The organism is Hymenobacter sp. H14-R3 (assembly GCF_030063445.1).
In the GTDB taxonomy this organism is placed as follows: Bacteria; Bacteroidota; Bacteroidia; order Cytophagales; family Hymenobacteraceae; genus Hymenobacter.
Window position 1 is genome coordinate 60,756 of record NZ_JASITD010000019.1, and the last position, 19,297, is coordinate 80,052.

The following is a 19,297-nucleotide window of genomic DNA, read 5'->3' on the forward strand; positions in this document are numbered from 1 at the left end:
TCCGGGGGGTGCAGCGGCCGTAAAGCAGGAAAAAAGGGATAAGCAGCAGCCTAACCGAAGGGACTGCGCGGCTGGCTATTCATTGCCGGCAAACGTCTGATAAAGCAGAAAAGCATTCAGCACCAAGATGATACCCGCTACCACCCAGGCCGTAATGCGCAGCCAGGGCCGGTTCACAAACACGCCCATCTTGAGCTTGTCATTGGTAAAGAGCACCAGCGGAATAACGGCGAACGAGAGCTGCAGCGATAGGATAACCTGGCTGAGTACCAGCAGCTCGCCGGTGCCTTTTTCGCCGTATAGCAGCGCCACGATGAAGGCCGGCACCACGGCCAGCAGCCGCGTAATGAGCCGCCGCAGCCAGGGCCGTAGCTTGATGTGCAGGAAACCCTCCATTACCACCTGCCCGGCCAGCGTGCCGGTGAGCGTGGAGCTTTGGCCCGAGGCCAGCAGGGCAATGGCAAACACTACGCTGGCCGCGCCCGCGCCGAGTACCGGCGTCAGCAGCTTGTGGGCGTCGGCAATGTCGGCCACGTCGTCATAGCCCTTACCGTGGAAGGCGGCGGCGGCCGTCACCAGAATGGCCGCGTTCACAAAAAACGCTAGCCCCAGCGCCGTCGTCGAGTCGATGGTGGCAAACTTGATGGCCGAGCGCTTGCCCGTTTCGGTGGGCTCAATCTGGCGCACCTGCACAATGGCCGAGTGCAGATACAGGTTGTGCGGCATCACGGTAGCGCCCAGAATACCGATGGCCACGTAGAGCATGGCTGGGTTAGTAACCACCACCGCCCGCGGCACCAGGCCCGCGGCTAGGCCCAGCCAGTCGGGGTGCGAGGCGATAATCTCGTAGAGAAAGCAGACGAAGATGGTCAGAATAAGCGCCGCTACCAGGCTCTCAATTACCTTAAAACCTTTGCTTTGCAGCAGCAGTATCAGCAGCACATCGAACGTGGTGAGCACAATGCCCCAGGTGATGGGCAGGCCAAAGAGCAGGTTGAAGGCAATGGCCGAGCCGATGACTTCGGCCAGGTCGCAGGCGGCAATCGCGATTTCGCAGAGCACCCACAGCACCATGGCCACGGGCTTGGAGTAGTGGTCGCGGCAGGCCTGGGCCAGGTCGCGGCCGGTTACCACGCCTAGCTTCACGGCCAGGTGCTGCAACAGCATGGCAAACAGGTTGCTCAGCAGCACCACGCTCAGCAGGGTATAGCCAAACTTGGCGCCGCCCGCAATGTCGGTGGCCCAGTTGCCGGGGTCCATGTAGCCCACCGATACCAGCAGCCCCGGCCCCCAGTAGGCCCGGAACTTCTGCCAGAACGAGGCCCCCTCGCCCGGCACCTTAATGCTGCCGTGCACCTCACTGAGCGAAATGCCCCGGCGGGGGTGCCGCCAACCTGGCTCGGCCACGGAAACAGCAACGGGAGGGGTAGCGACGGGCGACACAGAATTGGTAGGTAGTGGCTGCAAAGGTAACAAGATTTTTAGACTGGCCTAAAAATATTTTTAAACTTGCCTAAATACTGGTTTTAGGGTAAAAAAGTTTCGGGCCCGTGGGGTAAGCCTTAGCTTGCCCCACGGGCCTCAATTCTACCCACCCGTGCCGACCTTTGCGGGCCCTACCTGCTTTTCTATGTCTGCTTCGCCTGGCCTCAAGCGCCGCCTGGGCCTGCTCTCGCTTGCGGTGAGCATCGCTCTGGTACTCACCAAGTTCTACGCTTATCGCCTCACGCACGCGCAGGTGGTGCTCACCGATGCGCTGGAGAGCATTATCAACGTATTTACCAGTGGATTTGCGCTGTACAGCCTCTACCTGGCCGACCTGCCCAAGGACGAAAACCACCCCTACGGCCACGGCAAGGTCGAGTACCTGAGCATCGGCTTCGAGGGCGCGCTGATTTTTATTGCGGGCGTTTTCATCCTCTACAGCGCCACGCTGAGCTTTTTGCACCCGCACCCGGTGGCACAGCCCGACTGGGGCGTGGCGCTGCTGGCGGGCACGGCGGTGGTCAACTTTGGCCTGGGCATGTGGCTGATTCGGGCCGGGCGGCGGGTGCAGTCGGTGGCGCTGGTGGGCGATGGGCAGCACCTCTACATCGACGCACTCACGAGCATTGTGTCGTCGGCGGCGCTGGTGCTGGTGCACTTCACGGGCATTATTCAGTTTGATGCGGGCGCGGCGCTGGCGCTGGGCGGCTTCATCCTCTACAACGGCTACAAGATGCTGCGCAGCGCCGTGGGCGGCCTCATGGACGAGAGCGACAGCAGCACCGTGGCCGGGGTAATTGCCGAGCTGCAGCGCCTGCGCCGCCCCGCCTGGATTGACGTGCACAACCTGCGCGTGCAGCGCTACGGCGCCAACCTGCACATCGACTGCCACATGCAGATGCCCTATTATTTCTCGCTGGAGAAAGTACACACCGAGCTGCACGAGATTGAGGAGCTGATTCGGGCCCGCTTCGCCGCCGTGGAGGTCGAGATGTTTGTGCACGCCGACCCCTGCTCGTTTGCCGCCTGCTCCTTGTGCCACATGCCCGCCTGCCCCGTGCGCCGCCACCCCTTCGCCCAGGAAGTTGAGTGGGACATCCACAACGCCGTGAAGGACGAGCGCCACCATCTGACGATGAGTGAATTGGGTGAGTGAGAACGTCATGCAGACCGCAGGGAAGCATGACGTTCTCACTCACCCAATTCACTCATTCACAACTCACTCACTTAGCCGGGCTGGTCCACTTGCTGTCTTTGACCCGGAAGCGCCAGGGCAGGGCCACGGCTTCAGCACCTGCGTACTCCAGCCCCACGCGCGAGCTGGCTATAACCTGCTCATCAGCAAGTACTTCGCCCACGTCTTCAATCCAGATGCGCGGGCCGCTGAGCAGCTCACCGTTGAGGGCGGGCGTGAGGCCCAGCGCCTGGCTCAGCACGCCGGGGCCGGCGGTGAGGTTACGGGCCACCTTGGGCAAGCCCCGGCGGCGCAGCATAATCTCCACGCCGTGCAGCGGCTCAATGGCCCGAATAAGCACCGCATCGGGGTGCGCCGCGTCGTGGGTGGTGATGTTGAAGAGCGTGTGCACCCGGTACACGGTGTAGAGGTAGGCGTGGCCGCCGGGCTGGTACAGGGCCTGCGCCTGCCTGGCCTTGCGCTGCAAGTGCAGCGTGATGCTGGGGTCACCCTCGTGCCGGTAGGCCTCCGTTTCGACGATGCGGCCGGTGGTCAGCTCCCCGTCAATTTCGGTGCACACCACCTTGCCCAGCAGCTCTCGGGCAATGGCAAGCACCTCGGGGCGGCGAAAAAATTCGGGAGATAAAACAGGCATATAAAACGGCGACCCAACGGGCTAACAAACTATTCAGCTACCTGCAATACGCATAAAAGCCCAGCCAGGTAACCAACCACCCCACCCCGCCCCACCCCACCCGCGTAGCCAGCCGCGCAGCGGCGTATCTGCGAAATCCGTTAAATCTGTTTGAATCTGCGGTAGCTTTGTAGTGCCACGGTGACCAGACTCCTACCCACGGAGCGAGGTTGAAAAGGGAATCCGGTTCAATGCCGGAGCTGTCCCCGCAACTGTACGCGCTACATCGGGGTGGGCACCCCAAGCCACTGCCAGCGGCGGTTATCACCTGATAACCAATGCGGTGGGAAGGCCGCCCACCCGGCAGCGCAAGCCAGGAGACCTGCCAGGGCATTACCAGGTTCAGCGCTCGCGGAGGACGAGCGGAGAACGAGAGCGCCCGCCCGGCCGCGCCCTTTGGGGCCCGGCCAAGCAGTTGTTTTCGGCCTCAGCTTCGGCGTGTTTTCGGCTTCGGCCAGGAAAACAGCGCGGAAGTTTTGGACTGAATTTTCGCTTGAAAATTTAGTTCGTGTTGATTCTCAACAGTTTTATCCCTTCTTTCTTCAGCGCGGGCCGCTGCTGGCGCCGCTGTGCCCTGGCGGGCACGCTGCTGGTAGCCGGCCCGGCCGCGCACGCCCAAACCCCGCGCCCGGCCCCGCCCGACACGCTGCTGAGCGCCCGCCGCCACCGGCTGGCCGAGGTGCGGGTGCGGGCCGTGCGGCCCAGCCGCTTTGCGGTGGGTAGCCGGCAGGTGGTGCTCGATTCGCTGGCGCTGGCGCAGTACCGCGGCGGCACCCTGGTAGAGCTGCTGGAGGCGCGCACGCCGCTGTATTTCAAGAATTATGGGCCGGGGCAGCTGGCATCCATTGCGCTGCGGGGCACGGCGGCGCGCCACACGGCGGTATTGTGGCAGGGGTTCAATATCAACATTCCGTCGCTGGGCGAGGCCGATTTTGCCATCTTGCCAGTGGGCGCGGCCACCAGCATTGCGGTGCAGCCGGGGCCGGCGGCGGCACTCTACGGCAGCGGGGCCATTGGCGGGGCGGTGTTGCTCGATACGGAAACCGACTGGCGGCCCGGCCTGCGCGGCAGCCTGCAAGCCGATGCCGGCAGCTGGGGCCTGCGCGGCGGCAGCCTGGCGGTGCGCGGGGCCACGGCCCGCGTGGCGGCCCGCACCACGGCCAGCTGGCGCACCGCCCAAAACGACTACCCCTACACCCTGCAAGAGGCGCGGGGGCCGGCGCGCTACCGCCTCGCCAACGCGGTGCTGCACCACCAGTGGAGCCTGAGCCAGGACGTGGCTCTGCGCCTGGGCACGGCCGGCGAGCTCACGGCCACCGCCTGGCTCACCGACACCGACCGCGACATTATGCCCAGTGTGTACGCCGCGCCCACCCAAACCCGGGAGCTCGACCAGAGCCGCCGCCTGCTGCTGAGCTACCGGCACCTGGCCTCGGCGCGGCGGCAGTGGTCGGTGCGCGGGGCGTGGTTTGAGGACGTGCTCGATTACCAGGATGGCGGCGCCACCAGCCGCTCGCGCATGCGCACCAGCCAGGCCCAGGCCGAGCACACCGCCGCCCTGGGCCAGCGCGGCAGCCTGCGCGTGGGGGCTGAGGCCCAGCACTTTGCCGCCGCCATTGATGGCTACGGCCCCGCCGCCGTGGCCGAAAACCGGGCCGCCGCCTTTGCCCTGCTGCGCTACGACCCGCGCCCTGGCCTGCGGCTGTCGGGCAACCTGCGCCAGGCGTTTTTGCCCGGCGGCGCGGCCCCGCTCACGCCCACCGTGGGCGTGGAGTGGGACTGGCGGGGCCGCCAGGCGGCCCCCGCCGATTCGGCCCGGCCGGTGCTTACCCTCAAGGCCAGCGCCTCGCGCAGCTACCGCGCCCCTACGCTTAATGAGCGCTACTGGCGGCCCGGCGGCAACCCCGGCCTGCGGCCCGAAACTGGCTGGGGCTACGAGGCGGGCGCGCAGCTACGCCAGCCCCTCGGCCCGCGGGCCAGCCTACTCTTCGAAGCCACCGCCTTCCACCAGCTCGTAGATGACTGGGTGCAGTGGATACCCAACGCGCAGGGCATCTGGAGCCCCAGCAACCTGCGCCAGGTGCGTAGCCAGGGCCTCGAAACCAGCGCCGCCTACCGCCTGCGCTACCTGCGCTACCGCCTGCACGCCCGCGCCGCTTATAGCCTCACGCATACTACCAAGGTGCTGGGCGCGGCCGCCGACTACGACCCCGTGGGCGTGCAGCTCCTATTCGTGCCCCGCCACCAGGCTACCGTAGTGGCCGACCAGCAGTGGGGCGGCTGGGTGCTCAGCACTCAGGCCAGCGCCACCGGCCGGCGCTACACCGATGCCGCAGGCTCGGCGTTTTTGCCGGCCTACGCGGTGGCTGGGGCCACGCTGGGCTACACCTGGCGCCTGGCGGGCTGCGACCTAACCTCTTCACTCCGACTCACTAACCTGCTCAACCAGGCTTATTCGGGCTACCCCGGCCGGCCGGCCCCGCCGCGCGCGTGGCAGGCCAGCCTGCGGCTCGACTGGCGCTGAGTAGTTGGCTTTTAGCTGACGACTGGTAGTCCGATTAACAAGTAATTACGCCTAATAAAGGGCTAAATATTTATAAATCAACTACTTAACTATTTTTTACTCGCCTTCTTTATTTCCACTTGGTACCGCATAGGTGCCAGCTTTTTATGAACATGAAAAAACTTTTTCGCCCCCTGCTACTAAGTCTTGCGCTCACGGGCTTCCTGGCTAGCTGCTCCGATAACAACAACCCGCCCGCACCCACCGGCGGCTCGGGCCAGTACGCGTTCGTGATAAACGAGGGCAACTTCACCAGCGGCACCGGGTCGGTGAGCCGGTTTGATAAGAATACCCCGACGCTGATTCCCGACATCTACGCCAGCGCCAACAACGGGGCCGTGCTCGGCAGCGTGGTGCAGAGCATGACCGTGGTGGGCACCACTGGCTACGTGGTCGTCAATAACAGCAACAAGGTGGAAGTCGTGTCGCTGCCTGAGTTCAAATCGACGGCCACTATCAACGGGCTCAACCAGCCGCGCTACCTCACGCAGTCGGCCACCAACCCGCGCAAGGCCTACGTAACCGAATGGCTCGGCGGGCCATACCCCGCGCCGTACACGCCGGGCCGCGTGAGCCTTATCGACCTCAATACCAATAAGGTAACGAGTACTATTGCCGTGGGTATCAACCCCGGCAAGGCCACCCTCGCCAATGGCAACCTGTACGTGCCCAACAGCGGCTCCGCGTTCCTGACCGTTATCAACGAAGCAACGGGCGCTACGAGCACCATCACGCTGCCCACACCCGCCAGCGAAGTAGTAGCCGACAAAAACGGTGCGCTGTGGATTCTCTGCTCCACGGACTACGTGACCAAGACTGCCACGCTGGAAAAATTCATTCCGGCCACCAGCACACAGCAGGTATTCCCCCTCCCCGCCGTGGGCTCGGGCGATGGCCTACGCATCAGCCCCGACGGCCAGCAGCTGTATTACAAATACAACGCTGCCGAGTACCGCATGAACATCACCGATGCCGCGCTGCCCACCACACCGCTCATCAAGCGCGATTTCTACGGCTTTGATATTGACCCCGTTACGGGCCAGCTCTACGGCACCGATGCCCTCAACTACAGCACCCCCGGCAAGCTGGTACGCTACCAGCCCAACGGCACGCTCATCGACGAAACCACGGTGCAGGTGAGCCCCAACGGCGTGGTATTCTACTAAATCGCAGATTTAGACAGATTGCGCTGATTCGGACGATATTCAGGCGTAAAATACTGGCTTGTGGATTTTTAAAAACAAATAGCCGCCAGCAAAAAGGCCTCCCTTTCGTACTGAAAGGAAGGCCTTTTTGCTAAAAGCAGTAACTGCCAGCGCCGTTCGAATCAGCGCAATCTGTCTAAAGCTGCGATTTAGTCGGCAATGCCATCGTGGTTTTTATCGCTCGATTGGCCGGCCTTTTTATATACTTCCTTGCCGGTGGGCTGGCTGTTGGGGTCGCGGGTGAGGCCGGCGGCCAGCGAGTCGCCGTTAGGTTGGCCCTCGTGGCCGGAGACGTACTCCCCTTTGATAGAGCCCATCTCGACGTTGGTAGAACCGGGTTTGGGCGAGTCGCTGCAAGCGCTCAGCAAGGAAGGCAGGGCCACGGCTACGGCCAACAGGCGGAAAGTGCGGGTCATCATAACTACAAAATAGCGGCCGCCCGGGTGGGCAGCCCTCGGTGAAGTAAAAGCAGGGCGCAAGGTAACACCGGCACGAAAAAAACGCGGGCTGCCGGGCGTGGGCGGGCGGCTTCCAAACGGGCCCGCGCGGGCTCCCGTTACGGGGCGGCCGCTGCTAACGGCGCGGGCGGTAAATTTGCGGTTCCCATGGCCCGTTCTGCCCCCGCTACCCTGCCCCAACGCCTGCGCCAGCGCCTGGCCACCTACCGCTGGCGGCGCGTGGGCGTGCTAGCGGCCATTAGCTTTGTACTGAGCCTCAGCCTAATACTGTACCTGTTTGGCACGAGTGACCGGTTTCTGGGCCGGTTCACTTCAGCCTTTTTCGTTGGATTTTGCCTGTTATCCGTTACTTTTCAGGTAGTAATTCCGTTTATTGGGTGGGCAACCGCTCACTGGTTCGGCAAAAGCTGGTCGGGCGGCTCTACGCCAGCCCCGGCGCGGCGCGCTGCCCCACCGGCCAGCCGCCCGCCCGCCGCCCGTCGTTCCTCCACTTCAACTTAATTCTATCCGTGAAAACCAATCTGCTGCACATCAAAAACATGGTTTGCCCGCGTTGCGTCGAGGCGGTTCAGAACTTGCTGGTGAAAGCCGGCTACGAGCCCACCAACGTAACGCTTGGCCGCGCCCAGCTTGCCGCCAGCACGCCCGTTGACCCCCGCGTGGTGGCCCCGCTGCTGCGCGAGGCGGGCTTCGACGTGCTGCTCGACCGCGCCGAGCAACTGACCGAGCAAATTAAGGCAGTGCTGCAAGACTACCTGGAGCACCTGCGCACCGCGCAGGCCCCGCTCACCACGTCGGCCTTTCTGGCCGACCGCTTTGCCACTACCTACTCGCACCTGAGCAAGGTATTTTCGCGCACCGCCAACCTCACCATCGAGAAGTACCTCATTCGCATGAAGATAGAGCAGGTGAAAGAACTGCTCAGCTACGGCGAAATGACGCTGGTGCAAATTGCTGACCAGCTGCGCTACAGCTCGGGCCAGCACTTGAGCAACCAGTTTCGGCAGGTAACCGGCCGCTCGGTCAGCGAATTCCGCCGCCTGCTCCACCCCGACCGCATCTCGCTCGACGCGTTGGGATAACGGTAAATGAGTAGTTGAGTAACTGAGTAAGGGGTAGCTGACGCGGTGGTTTGAACCAGCGTCAGCTACCCCTTACTCAGTTACTCAACTACTCATTTACCGTACGCCTTGCAGGCTTCCAGGCACTCTTTGCAGGCCTGGGCGCACTGCTGGCAGTGGGCATGCTGGTGCTGGGCGCATTCGTCGTGGCACTTCTGGCACAGCTCAATGCACTCCTTCATAATATGCGGGGCGTGGGGCGAGTTGCGGGCGATGAACGCGGCCGTAATCCGGCAGATGTCGGCGCAGTCGCGGTCGAGCCGGATGCAGGGCACCATCATCTGGATGTTGTCTTCACTCAGGCAGGCATCGGCGCAGTATTCGCAGGCGGCTACGCAGCTGGCCAAGGCGTCGAGCAAGGAGCGGTAATCGGCGGGAGCGTTTTTCATAAAACCAGGGAAAAGGAAGTAGGGCGGGCCATGGTGGCCAGCTGCTTACTTATACGGGGTAGGCAACGGGGCCGGCGGTATAAAGTGCGGGCAGCCAGCGTGCAAAATAATGGCGGGGCCGGTCGGCGGCGGGCGCTATAACGCTTCTGCCGGGGCGGCGGTGGTTACGGCATCGGCGACGTGGCAGGTGCGGCGCAGCGATGGCGCGCTACACCGCAAGCAGAAGCCTTTCCAGGATTACAACAAAATGTAGGAAGGAATTAAAAATTTTGCTATTAAATTTTTAATTCCTTCCCGTAGTACGTCAAATTCGGCTCCAAAGCTTACCCTACTTTCGGTAGCCAGGTGCGCACATACTTGCCTTGGGGGTCGTAGCGCTTAGCCTGCTGGGCCACGTCGAAGGCGGTGTCGCGCACGTCGGTGCCAGTGCCGGCAATGTATTTCCAGTTGCCCCAGTTCAGGGAGGGGTCGTGGTCGAGGAGCTGGTGTTCAAACCAGGCCGCGCCCCAGCGCCAGTCCTGGTGCAGGTCGTGGATGAGGTAGCTGGCCACGTTCTGGCGGCCCCGGTTACTCAGGAAGCCGGTGGCGGCCAGCTCGCGCATGTTGGCATCCACAAAGGCGTTGCCGGTGCGGCCGGCGGCCCAGGTATCGAACACGGCCCGGTTGCGGGCCACGGCCTTGGGCACCTGCCCGCGCAGGCTGGCCCAGCCAAACAGCGCCCGCCCCGCCCGCTGCGCCAGCAGCAGGAAGTAGTCGCGCCACAGCAGCTCTAGCCGCAGCTGCATGGCGCCCTTGCTGCGCGCACCGTGCGCCGCATCGTGGGCATCAATGGCCGCCCACACCTGCCGGGCCGAGAGGCTGCCATTGGCCAGCCACGCCGAAAACTTGGTGCTGAAGGCCTCGCCCAGCAGCTGGTTGCGCGTGTCGTCGTAGCGGCTAATGAGGCGGCGCGCCACGGCGTAGTCGTGCAGGCGGGCCAGGGCCGCCGTTTCGCCGCCGCCCTGGGTGGGCAGGGCCGTGCGGGGGTCGGGCACCGGCACGGCCAGGGCGGGCTGGCGCAGGGCCACCGCCAGCTGCGCGGGGCTGGGCAAGGCGGCTGGCACCAGGCCAGCGGGCAGTGGCGGCAGCGTGCGCGGGGCCGGCAGCGGCGGCCGCACGGTCATCTTATCGGCCACCGAAAACCGGAACTTACTGAATGAGAACGGGATATCGCGCACGGCAATGGGCAGGTCGGCGGGGTCGAACAGGCCGCGGGTTTCGAATAGCCGCAGCGGCACGGCCGGGCCCAGCGCCGCCGCCAGGGCAGTTTCGGCGGCTTCTTCCTCGGTGGTATGCTCGGCGCTGGCCCACACGGCGCGCGCGCCCAGCTGCCGCGCCAGGGCAGGCAGCACCTCGGCGGGCCGGCCCACCACAAAGTGCACGCCCGAGCCCAGCGCCGCGTAGCTGGCCTGCACATCGGCCAGCGAAGCCAGCAAAAACGGCAGGCGGTGCGGGCCTACTTTGGGCAGGCCCAGGTAGGCATCGGGCCCGAGGGCGGCGGGGTCGAAGCAATACACGGGCAGCAGGGCGGCGGCGGTGGGCGGCAGCGCGGCCAGCACGGCGTTGTCGTGCAGGCGCAAGTCGTTGCGCAGCCAGTAGATGATGGTCATGGGTGGGTGGCTGTTAGCTGTTGGTTGCTGGCTGATAGCTTTCGTTCTGATTAACAGTTTATTGCGAAAATACACTATCAGGTCAATGTCGCCTCCCCGTTTCAGGCAGGCGGTAGCACTGAGCTAACACGCAGCCCCGGCAACCTTCCCGGTTAGGTGGCCGCTTTCTTTCAGCAGGGCTAAGGTGGGCCCGCCCCGCCGGGCACATCAGCCCACAGCAACAGGGCTTCGGAAAGCGGATTTACGCCGAGGTTTACCAGCCGCACGCCGTAGCGCAATTCGTTGTTTGCCAGTATCTCGCGGCTGCCCAGGCTGATAACGCGCCGGAGCCGGGCGGCATTGCGCCAGTCGCGCAGGGCCACGGCATCGGCGTAGGAAAAGGCCGTGGCCGGGATGCCGTAGCCCAGAACGGTCGGGCCGCTGTCTACGTCGCCTTCGCCGGTGGCGTAGCGGCCAGGCTGCTCGCGGTAGAGGCGCAGCACGCCCAGGTTGCTGCGGGGTGCAACCTACTACTAACCTGGGTGGCTCCCCTTATTAGTCTTACCCTTTTCCTTCTTCCTACTATGAAGCGTTTTTTACTTTTTTTGGGCAGTAATCTGCTCTTAGCTGGTCTGGCCCAGGCCCAGGTAGGCGTGCGTGCCGGTACCAATCTATTGAATTTCAATACGTCAGCTTCCGATGGTGCCCGTCCTTCCACTTCCAGCCGATTGGGTTATCAGGCAGGTATCTACTACCAGCAGCCCCTCACGAAACGCTTCTCGCTGGTACCCGAGGTACAATTCAGCTCCGAGCAAGCTCAGGTAAATGCTGATTATTACCGCAACGAGCAGAACTACTCCCTGAGTAATTATCGCCTGCATTTATCATACCTGAACGTACCCGTGTTGCTACGCTTCGCCCTGGGCCGGGTGTATTTTGAAGCTGGGCCGCAGGCTAGCCTGCTGGTGGGCGGCCGAGGCTCCGGGCAGGGGAGCTATTTAGTTGGCGGTGATGTCGGGGGCAACTATGCTATTGACCAATCGGCTATCGACCGTTTTCGGCGCTTGCAGTACGGCGCCTGCGTGGGTATTGGGGTATCGCTGCCCGCCGGTCTGGGCCTTAGTATGCGCGCCTACCAGGGCTTCACCTCCATGAACCAAACTACTTATTCGCAAGACCGTGCTGCCATTCCCTACTGGGCCGGCGAAATGCACCGGCAGACACTCCAGGCATCCCTCACCTATCAGTTGGCTAGCCGCTATAAACTAGCGGTAATCAAGATGTAACTTATTATCTAATTGATTAACAGATGATTATCAAAAAGTCCCCCGCGTATTTCAGCCTACGCGGGGGACTTTTTAAAGTAGTCTGGAAGTTAGCTTTTACACCAACCCCTGCGCTACCAGGTACTCGGCAATCTGCACGGCGTTGGTGGCGGCTCCTTTGCGCAGGTTATCGGCTACTATCCACATATTGAGGGTGTTGGGCTGGGTATCGTCGCGGCGGAGGCGGCCCACCAGCACGGCGTCGCGGCCGTGGCTGTCTTTGGGCATGGGGTAGCTATTGGTGGCGGGGTCGTCTACCAGCTCCACGCCTTCGGTATTGCGCAGGATGTTGCGCACTTCGTCGAGGTCAAAATCGTGGGCAAACTCGATGTTTACCGACTCGGAGTGGCCGCCCATCACGGGCACGCGCACGCAGGTGGCAGTGACGCGGATGCCATCGTCGCCCATGATTTTCTTGGTCTCGTTCACCATTTTCAGCTCTTCCTTGGTGTAGCCGTTGGGCTGAAACACGTCGATGTGGGGCAGCACGTTGAGGTCGATGGGGTACGGGTAGGCAGGGTTGCTGGCCGTGCGGCCGGCGCGCTCTTCCAGGAGCTGGTCCACGGCTTTTTTGCCGGTGCCGGTCACGCTCTGGTAGGTGCTGATAACGAGGCGCCGGGCTTGGTACTTCTTGTGCAAGTCGTTGAGGGCCACCACCAGCTGAATAGTCGAGCAGTTGGGGTTGGCGATGATTTTATCGTCCTTAGTCAGCTCCTGGGCGTTCACCTCGGGCACGATGAGCTTCTTGGTGGCATCCATGCGCCAAGCCGACGAGTTATCGACCACCGTGGTGCCCACTTCGGCAAAGCGGGGCGCAAAATCGAGCGATACGCCGCCGCCGGCCGAGAAAATGGCGATGGCCGGGCGCGCCGCAATGGCGTCTGCCATGCTCACCACCGGGTAGTCTTTGCCCTGAAAATGAACCAGCTGGCCCACCGATTTGGCCGAGGCCACGGGCAGTAACTCAGTAACCGGAAACTGGCGCTCGGCCAGCACTTTCAGCATTTCGGTGCCCACCAACCCGGTGGCACCCACTACGGCAATCTTCATGAGGGTAGCAGTTAATCAGCACGTTAAAGGAGCGGCTTCGCGCCGACCGGTGCGGGGCAAATGTCGGAATAAATCTGGCTCGCGGATGCCGCACCCGGCAGCTACTTTCCCAAATAGCCAAGCAAGAAAAACAGCCTATTCGGCCAGCTAGCCAGCCACCCGCGCCGATTACCCGTTGAACACCACTAACGCATTCATCCCTTTTGCCTTACCCATGTCCATTCAACCCAAAACCAAAGGCCTGTCCCACGTAGCCCTGCGCACCACCGATTTTGCCCGCACAAAAGCATTTTACAACGGCCTGCTGGGGTTTCCGGTAGCAGTCGATACCGCTGAGGTACTGGGCTTTATGGTTGGCTCCGTGTTCATCGGCTTCAAGCAGGCGGCCCCTACCCACCCCGGCGGCAACGTCTTCACGCCCTTCAACGTGGGCCTCGACCACATCGCCATTGCCTGCGACACGGAGGCCGAGCTGCACCGCGTAGCCGAGGCCCTGCAAGCCGCCGGGGTCGAGAATACCGGCATCAAAACCGATACCGTGATGCCCAAGCAGTACGTGGCCTTTAAGGACCCCGACCGCATTCAGTGGGAGTTTTACATGGCGTAGCGCGCAACGCACAGCGCTACGCGTGGACTTCCGCGCACTACATCGAAAGTAATTGGGCGCAAAAAACGTCATTCCTCGGCAAGCCTGGAATGACGTTTTTTTGCGCCTATTCCTTACTGGGGGGCGGCAATCGGCAAGTGGGTGGCAATCGCCATGCGGTTCCAGGCGTTGATAGTCACTATCATCATAATAGCTTGCGCCACAAGGGTTTCCCCCAATACCGCCACTGCCTGCTGGTAGGTAGCATCCGACACGCCGCCCTGGCTGATGAGGGTAACTTCTTCGGTTAGGGCCAGCAGCGCTTGCTCTTCGGGCGTGAACAAGGTGGTTTCGCGCCAGGCGTTGAGCAGGTAGATGCGCTGCTCGGTTTCGCCGTGCTGCCGGGCGTCGCGGGTGTGCATGTCGAGGCAAAAGGCGCAGCCGTTGAGCTGGGAAGCGCGGATTTCTATCAGGTGTCGCTGCGTGTGGCTCAGCTTCGAGGTGCTCAGGTATTTGACAAGCGCATACAGGGCTTTGTAGGCTTCGGGCTCGGTTTTTTCCAGGTTGAGGCGCGGGTTCATGTGAGTTAGGTAATTGGTTGAGTACGAGGCAAAATTCCGCACATCAGCCACCCGCTTTCCTTAATGTAGATTAAGAAATTCCGCCCTTTGGGGCCAGCCCCGGCGTTGCTTTACCGGAGTTGGCCTTGGCGCGCACTTTGCTCAAAAACTCGGGCGTGCAGCCCAGGTACGAGGCCAGCATATACTGCGGCACCCGCTGCACAAACCCCGGAAACGACCGGCTAAAATGCCAGTAACGCTCCTCCGTCGAATCTCGCAGCTGGAACATCCAGCGGTTTTGGTCGGCCGCCGCCGTGCGCTGCAACAGCAGGCGGAAATAGCGCTCCAGGGCCGGTACCTGGGCCAATAGCGCCTCCTGGTTTTGGTAGCTGAGCACCGCCACCGTAGTCGGCTCCACTGCCTGGATGCCGAGCGCAGACGGCTGCTGGCTCAGAAAGCTGACGTAGTCGGTCAGCCACCAGTTTTCGAGCGCAAACCGGGTAATATGCTCCACGCCCTTCTCGGTCACGAAATACAGGCGCAGGCAGCCTTGCAGCACAAAGTAGTTGCCGGGGCAAGGCTGGCCCGCTTCGAACAGGTGCGCTTTGCGCGGCACGGTTTGGCAAGTAAAACGGGCGCTCACGGCCTGCGTCTCGGCTGGCGTGAGGGCCACATAGCGGGCAATGTGGGCGAGCAGCGCGGCGTACATAGGCGAAGGCAACTAGGGTACCGGCGGGCAAGCTACGCTGCCCCATTTGCAAGCGCGCCAGCCACCTGGCCCGCTCGCCGGCTCGCTATTCCTGGCTGGTGCAAGATATATTTCCCCTTATAGTCAGGCGAGATTAATTTACTATTATTTCCTTCACAACTACTTGTTTACCAAAGTGAAAGCTACAAACCAGCAGCGAAAAACTGACTGCTCCTCACGTTATGGGTAGTTACTTAGCTGCGGCTAACCGTTAGTTGGCTGCGTTATGAGGTTCTTATTTGCTTTGTTTTTTCTGCTGCCCGGCCTGGCCGCCGCCCAACTGGCCGACAACTTTGCCGACGGCAACTTCACCAAAAACCCCGCCTGGACCGGCGATGCCGGCAGCTTCGGGGTGGCCAACCAGGTGCTGCAAAGCAACGGCCCCGCCACCACGGGCACGCAGCTCCAACTCGTTACGCCCTGCCAGGCCAGCACCGGCACCAGCTGGGAATTTTGGGCCAACCTCAAGCTGGCCACCTCGTCGGCCAACCTGGCTGATGTGTGGCTGCTGGCCTCGCAGCCCGACCTGCGCAGCCCCACCACGGCCGGCTACTTCGTGCGCCTGGGTGGTACCGACGACGAGGTGAGCCTCTTCCGCAAGGACTCGGCCCGCAGCCCCGTGCTGGTGATTGACGGCCTGAACGGCACCCTCGCCTCGACTACCAACAACGTAGTGCGGGTGCGCGTAACGCGCTCATTACAAGGGCAGTGGGCACTGGCCCGCGACCTCACCGGCGGCCGCAACTTCGTGGCCGAAGCCAGCCAACCTATTGATAACCAGCACCAGCGCGGCAGCGTGGTGGGCGTGGCCCTACTCTACTCCTCCGCCAATGGCAAGAGCTTTTTCTTCGATGATTTTGCCGTGACCGATGCCACCGCGCCGCTGCTCACCCGCGCCGTGGCCCTGGATGCGCGCACCGTAGACGCGGTTTTTAACGAGGCCGTGGACCCCACCACGGCGGCCCAGGCGGCCCGCTACCGGCTGGCCACCGGCGCGGGGCCGGTGGCGGCGGTTGTGTCGGTCCTGAACCCGGCCGTGGTGCGGCTCACGTTTGGCAACGACCTGGCCGCCAGCAGTATCCTGGAGGCCCGGCAGATAGCCGACCTCTACGGCAACGTGGCGGCCGGGCCGCTCACGGCCGCCTTCGGCGGCACGCCGGTGGCCCCGAAGGTGGGCGAGCTGCTCATCACCGAAATTATGGCCGACGAAACGCCCGTGGTGGGCCTGCCGGCGTCCGAATTTATCGAAATTTTCAACAACACGGCCACCAAAACGCTGAGCCTGCGCGGCGTGCGCCTGCTGAAGCCCGGTAGCAGCACCGCCGCCGTGCTGCCCGACACGGCCCGCCTGCTGCCCGGCCAGTACGCCGTGGTGTGCGGCAGCACCCGCGCCGCGCAATTCGCGGCGTACGGCAAAGTGTACGGCGTCAGTAACTTCCCTTCGCTCACCAATGCCGGCGACCAGCTGGTGCTGCGCGGCCGCGACGGCACCACGCTCTTCGAAATCGCCTACTCCGACGCCTGGTACCGCGACCAGCGCAAGAAGGAAGGCGGCTGGACCCTCGAAATGCTGGACCCCGCCAACTACTGCGGCGGCGCCCCCAACTGGCAGGCCAGCCAGGATGCCAGCGGCGGCACCCCCGCCCGCCGCAACAGCGTGGCCGCCCCCAACCCCGACCGCACGCCGCCTACGCTGCTGCGCGCCATCGCGCTCACACCCAGCACTATCCGGCTGTACTTTGGCGAAAAGCTGGATAGCGCAGTGGCCGCCAACCCGGCCCTCTACACCCTGCAAAGCAGCACGGGCACGGCTCCGGCCATAAGCCGCGCCGCGCCCGTAGGCCCCGATTTTCGGGCCGTGGATTTGAGCCTGAGTGCGGCGCTGCTGCCCAGCCGGCCCCTCACGGTGGCTGTGGCCCGCGCCACCGATTGCGTGGGCAACGCCAGCGGCGCACTTAGCACGGCCGGCGTGGCGCTGCCCGAGGCCGCGCTGCCGGGCGACTTGGTTATCAATGAGTTACTATTTTACCACGCGCCGGGCGGCGTGTACTTCGTGGAAGTGCTCAACCGCTCACTGCGCTACGTCAATTTGCAGGGCTATCAGCTTACTGTTCAGAAAGCTAGCGGCGCAAGCACGGTTACCGTCAGCCCCGGCGCGCCCTACGTGCTGGCCCCCGGCCAGCTGGTGGCGCTTACGGCCGACGCGGGCATTTTGCAGACCCAGTACCCCACCAGCACCGACCCGGCCGCGCTACTGGCAGTGGCCGGCTTTCCAGCTTTGGATAACAACGCGGGCAGCGTATTCCTTTACGACGCAACCAGCAAGGAGTTAGACCATTACGACTACGACAAAAGCCAGCAGCTGAGCCTGTTAAGTACCCAGGCGGGCGTATCATTGGAGCGCATCCGGGCCAGTGGGCCGAGTTTGGCCAGCAACTTTCACTCGGCGGCGGGCGCGGCGGGCTACGCCACGCCCGGCCGCCCCAACTCGCAGGCCCAGGACGCCGTGGGCAACGGCCAGGAGCTGAGCATGGTGCCCGAGCTGTTCACCCCCGATGATGATGGCCAGCAGGACTTTACCACCCTCAACTACCAGTTCGACCAGCCCGGCTACGTGGGCTCCGTCACGGTGTACGATGCCCTGGGCCAGCTCACGCGCCGCCTGCTGCGCAACGAGAGCCTACCCACCACCGGCTTCGTGCAGTGGGACGGCCTCGATGAGCGCGGCCGCAAGGCGGCCGTGGGCTACTACCTCGTGCACATCGAGCTATTCCGCCCCAGCAGCGGCGAGCGGCGCGAGTACAAGAAAACGGTGGTAGTCGGGGCGCGGCTCTGAGCAAAACTCGTCTTACCACGCGTTGAAATACAGCTCTTTATTCACGTAGTCGATAGTGGGGCGGTACTGGCTCAGCAGCGGATAGCCCACGAGGCCCTGCAAGGCCTCGCGGTTCGGGTTTTGGTTGAGAGAAGCCATAGTGGCAAACACGGTGGCTTGCTTGCGAAACACCAGCGGTCCGGCCAGGCGCACTTCGGGCAGGCGGGCAGTAGTGACGGTGCGGGCGGTGGCATCGGCCCCGCTCAGCTGGGCGGTGGAGGCGCGGCGCAGCACATGGGCCAGCCCGGCCTCGTACTGCTGGTCGAGTAGGTTGGCCTGCGCGCCGCAGTCCACGCCCACCCGAAACGTTTGGCCCCCGGCGCTCAGCGTCACCACGGGCAGGTGGCCGCTCAGGGTGAAGGGCACGCGCAGAAGCGCGGTGGGCGGGTCGGCGGCTGGGTCGGGCTGGCGCAGCAGCACCTTGCCGGCCCGGTAATCGAGGGTTAAGGCATACTGGTTCAGCAGGTTGTAGCCGATAAGCCCCAGCAGCGTAGTGCCGCCCAGCTTCTGTTCGAGGCTGGTTAGGTCCAGGGTAGGCACTTCCTTGTTCTCAAACTTAATCCCTTGCCAATCAAATCTTTGCGCAATATGATACGATAGGCCGGCCAGTTGGCCGTTTACGCCCGTGCTGTTGGTGGCGGCCAGGGCGGTTTCGGTGGCCGGGGCCGGAAATTCGCGCTTGTTCAGCACCAGGGCCGGGGCCCCGGTATCGAGCAGAAACGTGCCGCGCCGGCCATCTACCTCGGCCTCTACCAGCAGCAGGCCGTTGCGCACCCGGGCGGGGGCTTCCACCTGGGGCGGCGTGGTGAGCTCGTTGGGGCCGAAGGTGGTCGCGATTTTCCGGGCGCGGGCCGGCAGCAGGTTAAGCTCGGCAAACTGCCCGGCCGGGGTCAGCACCATAGCTATTTCTTTCTCAGTGCCTTTGCGAGCCAGCAGGCACACGTAGCGCGTGTTGGGGCCGGCGGGTTCCTGGCGCACAATGCGCAAGCCCTCCACCGGCCCATACTGCGGCAGCAGCTGCGCGAGCACCTGCGTGGTGTAGGCAGCGGGCAGGCTGCCCACGCGGGTTTCGGGCGTGAGGTAGGGCTGCACGGGCACCAGCGACTTGCCATTGAGGGCCGCCACCAGCTGGTCGAGGGCCGCCACGCCGGTAGCCTGCTGGGCCAGCGCCGCCTGCGCCAAGCCGCAGTGCAGCAAAAAGAAAAAAACGAGCTTTTGCATGGGCATTATTGGCAATGAAAGCACCAGACGAGCTGGTTGGCACCAAGGGTACGCCCCGGTCCGCCAGCTGCGCTGGTTGTCGCGTGAACGACGGCTGGACGAATCCGGGGTGGCACATGCGTCAACCAGGCAGACGTGCTCCGGTCGGCCGGCTGCGACAACCAGTTGGTTGTCGCGTGAAAGATGGCTGAACGACTGGCTTAGTTGCCGCCTGA

General features: G+C 63.4%; 18 protein-coding genes and 1 riboswitch. Of the genes, 8 read left to right on the top strand and 10 right to left on the bottom strand.

Features of this window, described 5'->3' with window-relative positions; all coding sequences use genetic code 11:
- Positions 1-75 precede the first annotated feature (75 nt).
- Positions 76-1,443, bottom strand: coding sequence for an Nramp family divalent metal transporter (locus tag QMK33_RS16665; protein WP_502867073.1), 1,368 nt, complete (start codon positions 1,441-1,443; stop codon positions 76-78).
- Between the two features lie 187 nt (positions 1,444-1,630).
- Between QMK33_RS16665 and QMK33_RS16670 the strand changes: the two genes are divergently transcribed.
- A complete protein-coding gene (locus QMK33_RS16670; RefSeq protein WP_283565751.1) occupies positions 1,631-2,641 on the top strand; it encodes a cation diffusion facilitator family transporter in 1,011 nt (336 codons plus the stop codon).
- 67 nt (positions 2,642-2,708) lie between these two features.
- Here the strand turns inward: QMK33_RS16670 and QMK33_RS16675 are convergent, their stop codons facing one another.
- Positions 2,709-3,314: a DNA-3-methyladenine glycosylase gene (locus QMK33_RS16675; protein ID WP_283565752.1), complete on the bottom strand. Its 606-nt coding sequence runs from the start codon at positions 3,312-3,314 to the stop codon at positions 2,709-2,711.
- A gap of 161 nt (positions 3,315-3,475) precedes the next feature.
- Positions 3,476-3,697: riboswitch (cobalamin riboswitch) on the top strand.
- A gap of 164 nt (positions 3,698-3,861) precedes the next feature.
- Here QMK33_RS16675 and QMK33_RS16680 point away from each other — a divergent pair.
- Positions 3,862-5,877 carry a TonB-dependent receptor gene (locus QMK33_RS16680; RefSeq protein WP_283565753.1) on the top strand — a complete coding sequence of 672 codons (2,016 nt, stop codon included), beginning with the start codon at positions 3,862-3,864 and terminating at the stop codon, positions 5,875-5,877.
- Positions 5,878-6,029: 152 nt separating this feature from the next.
- Positions 6,030-7,082, top strand: coding sequence for a DUF5074 domain-containing protein (locus QMK33_RS16685; RefSeq protein WP_283565754.1), 1,053 nt, complete (start codon positions 6,030-6,032; stop codon positions 7,080-7,082).
- Positions 7,083-7,270: 188 nt separating this feature from the next.
- Here QMK33_RS16685 and QMK33_RS16690 read toward each other — a convergent pair whose 3' ends face one another.
- Positions 7,271-7,540, bottom strand: a complete 270-nt coding sequence (locus tag QMK33_RS16690; protein ID WP_283565755.1) for a hypothetical protein — start codon at positions 7,538-7,540, stop codon at positions 7,271-7,273.
- A gap of 186 nt (positions 7,541-7,726) precedes the next feature.
- Here QMK33_RS16690 and QMK33_RS16695 point away from each other — a divergent pair, with 186 nt between their 5' ends.
- Positions 7,727-8,080, top strand: coding sequence for a TMEM70/TMEM186/TMEM223 family protein (locus QMK33_RS16695; protein ID WP_283565756.1), 354 nt, complete (start codon positions 7,727-7,729; stop codon positions 8,078-8,080).
- An 8-nt stretch (positions 8,081-8,088) separates the two neighbouring features.
- On the top strand, positions 8,089-8,661 hold the full coding sequence (locus QMK33_RS16700) for a helix-turn-helix domain-containing protein (RefSeq protein WP_283565757.1): 573 nt from the start codon (positions 8,089-8,091) through the stop codon (positions 8,659-8,661).
- Positions 8,662-8,753: 92 nt separating this feature from the next.
- Here QMK33_RS16700 and QMK33_RS16705 read toward each other — a convergent pair whose 3' ends face one another.
- The 3 genes from QMK33_RS16705 to QMK33_RS16715 all read right to left on the bottom strand — a co-directional run bounded on the left by QMK33_RS16705 (position 8,754) and on the right by QMK33_RS16715 (position 11,220).
- On the bottom strand, positions 8,754-9,089 hold the full coding sequence (locus QMK33_RS16705) for a four-helix bundle copper-binding protein (protein ID WP_283565758.1): 336 nt from the start codon (positions 9,087-9,089) through the stop codon (positions 8,754-8,756).
- Between the two features lie 323 nt (positions 9,090-9,412).
- Positions 9,413-10,738, bottom strand: a complete 1,326-nt coding sequence (locus QMK33_RS16710) for a DASH family cryptochrome (RefSeq protein ID WP_283565759.1) — start codon at positions 10,736-10,738, stop codon at positions 9,413-9,415.
- A gap of 179 nt (positions 10,739-10,917) precedes the next feature.
- Positions 10,918-11,220, bottom strand: coding sequence for a hypothetical protein (locus tag QMK33_RS16715; RefSeq protein ID WP_283565760.1), 303 nt, complete (start codon positions 11,218-11,220; stop codon positions 10,918-10,920).
- 81 nt (positions 11,221-11,301) lie between these two features.
- On the opposite strand from QMK33_RS16715, the gene QMK33_RS16720 reads away from it, so the two are divergent.
- Complete coding sequence (locus tag QMK33_RS16720; RefSeq protein ID WP_283565761.1) at positions 11,302-12,003, top strand: porin family protein; 702 nt, start codon at positions 11,302-11,304, stop codon at positions 12,001-12,003.
- Between the two features lie 96 nt (positions 12,004-12,099).
- Here the strand turns inward: QMK33_RS16720 and QMK33_RS16725 are convergent, their stop codons facing one another.
- Positions 12,100-13,092 carry an aspartate-semialdehyde dehydrogenase gene (locus QMK33_RS16725; RefSeq protein ID WP_283565762.1) on the bottom strand — a complete coding sequence of 331 codons (993 nt, stop codon included), beginning with the start codon at positions 13,090-13,092 and terminating at the stop codon, positions 12,100-12,102.
- A 214-nt stretch (positions 13,093-13,306) separates the two neighbouring features.
- Between QMK33_RS16725 and QMK33_RS16730 the strand changes: the two genes are divergently transcribed.
- Positions 13,307-13,699 (top strand): VOC family protein, encoded by a 393-nt coding sequence (locus QMK33_RS16730; protein WP_283565763.1) that lies wholly within the window; start codon positions 13,307-13,309, stop codon positions 13,697-13,699.
- Between the two features lie 113 nt (positions 13,700-13,812).
- Here the strand turns inward: QMK33_RS16730 and QMK33_RS16735 are convergent, their stop codons facing one another.
- Positions 13,813-14,259, bottom strand: coding sequence for a carboxymuconolactone decarboxylase family protein (locus QMK33_RS16735; RefSeq protein ID WP_283565764.1), 447 nt, complete (start codon positions 14,257-14,259; stop codon positions 13,813-13,815).
- Between the two features lie 70 nt (positions 14,260-14,329).
- Positions 14,330-14,947 (bottom strand): Crp/Fnr family transcriptional regulator, encoded by a 618-nt coding sequence (locus QMK33_RS16740; RefSeq protein ID WP_283565765.1) that lies wholly within the window; start codon positions 14,945-14,947, stop codon positions 14,330-14,332.
- A gap of 265 nt (positions 14,948-15,212) precedes the next feature.
- Between QMK33_RS16740 and QMK33_RS16745 the strand changes: the two genes are divergently transcribed.
- The gene (locus tag QMK33_RS16745) at positions 15,213-17,822 is read left to right on the top strand and encodes a lamin tail domain-containing protein (RefSeq protein WP_283565766.1); all 2,610 of its coding nucleotides are present in this window, start codon (positions 15,213-15,215) and stop codon (positions 17,820-17,822) included.
- A gap of 12 nt (positions 17,823-17,834) precedes the next feature.
- On the opposite strand, the gene QMK33_RS16750 is transcribed toward QMK33_RS16745, so the two are convergent.
- The gene (locus QMK33_RS16750) at positions 17,835-19,082 is read right to left on the bottom strand and encodes a pepsin/retropepsin-like aspartic protease family protein (protein ID WP_283565767.1); all 1,248 of its coding nucleotides are present in this window, start codon (positions 19,080-19,082) and stop codon (positions 17,835-17,837) included.
- Between the last annotated feature and the right edge of the window lie 215 nt (positions 19,083-19,297).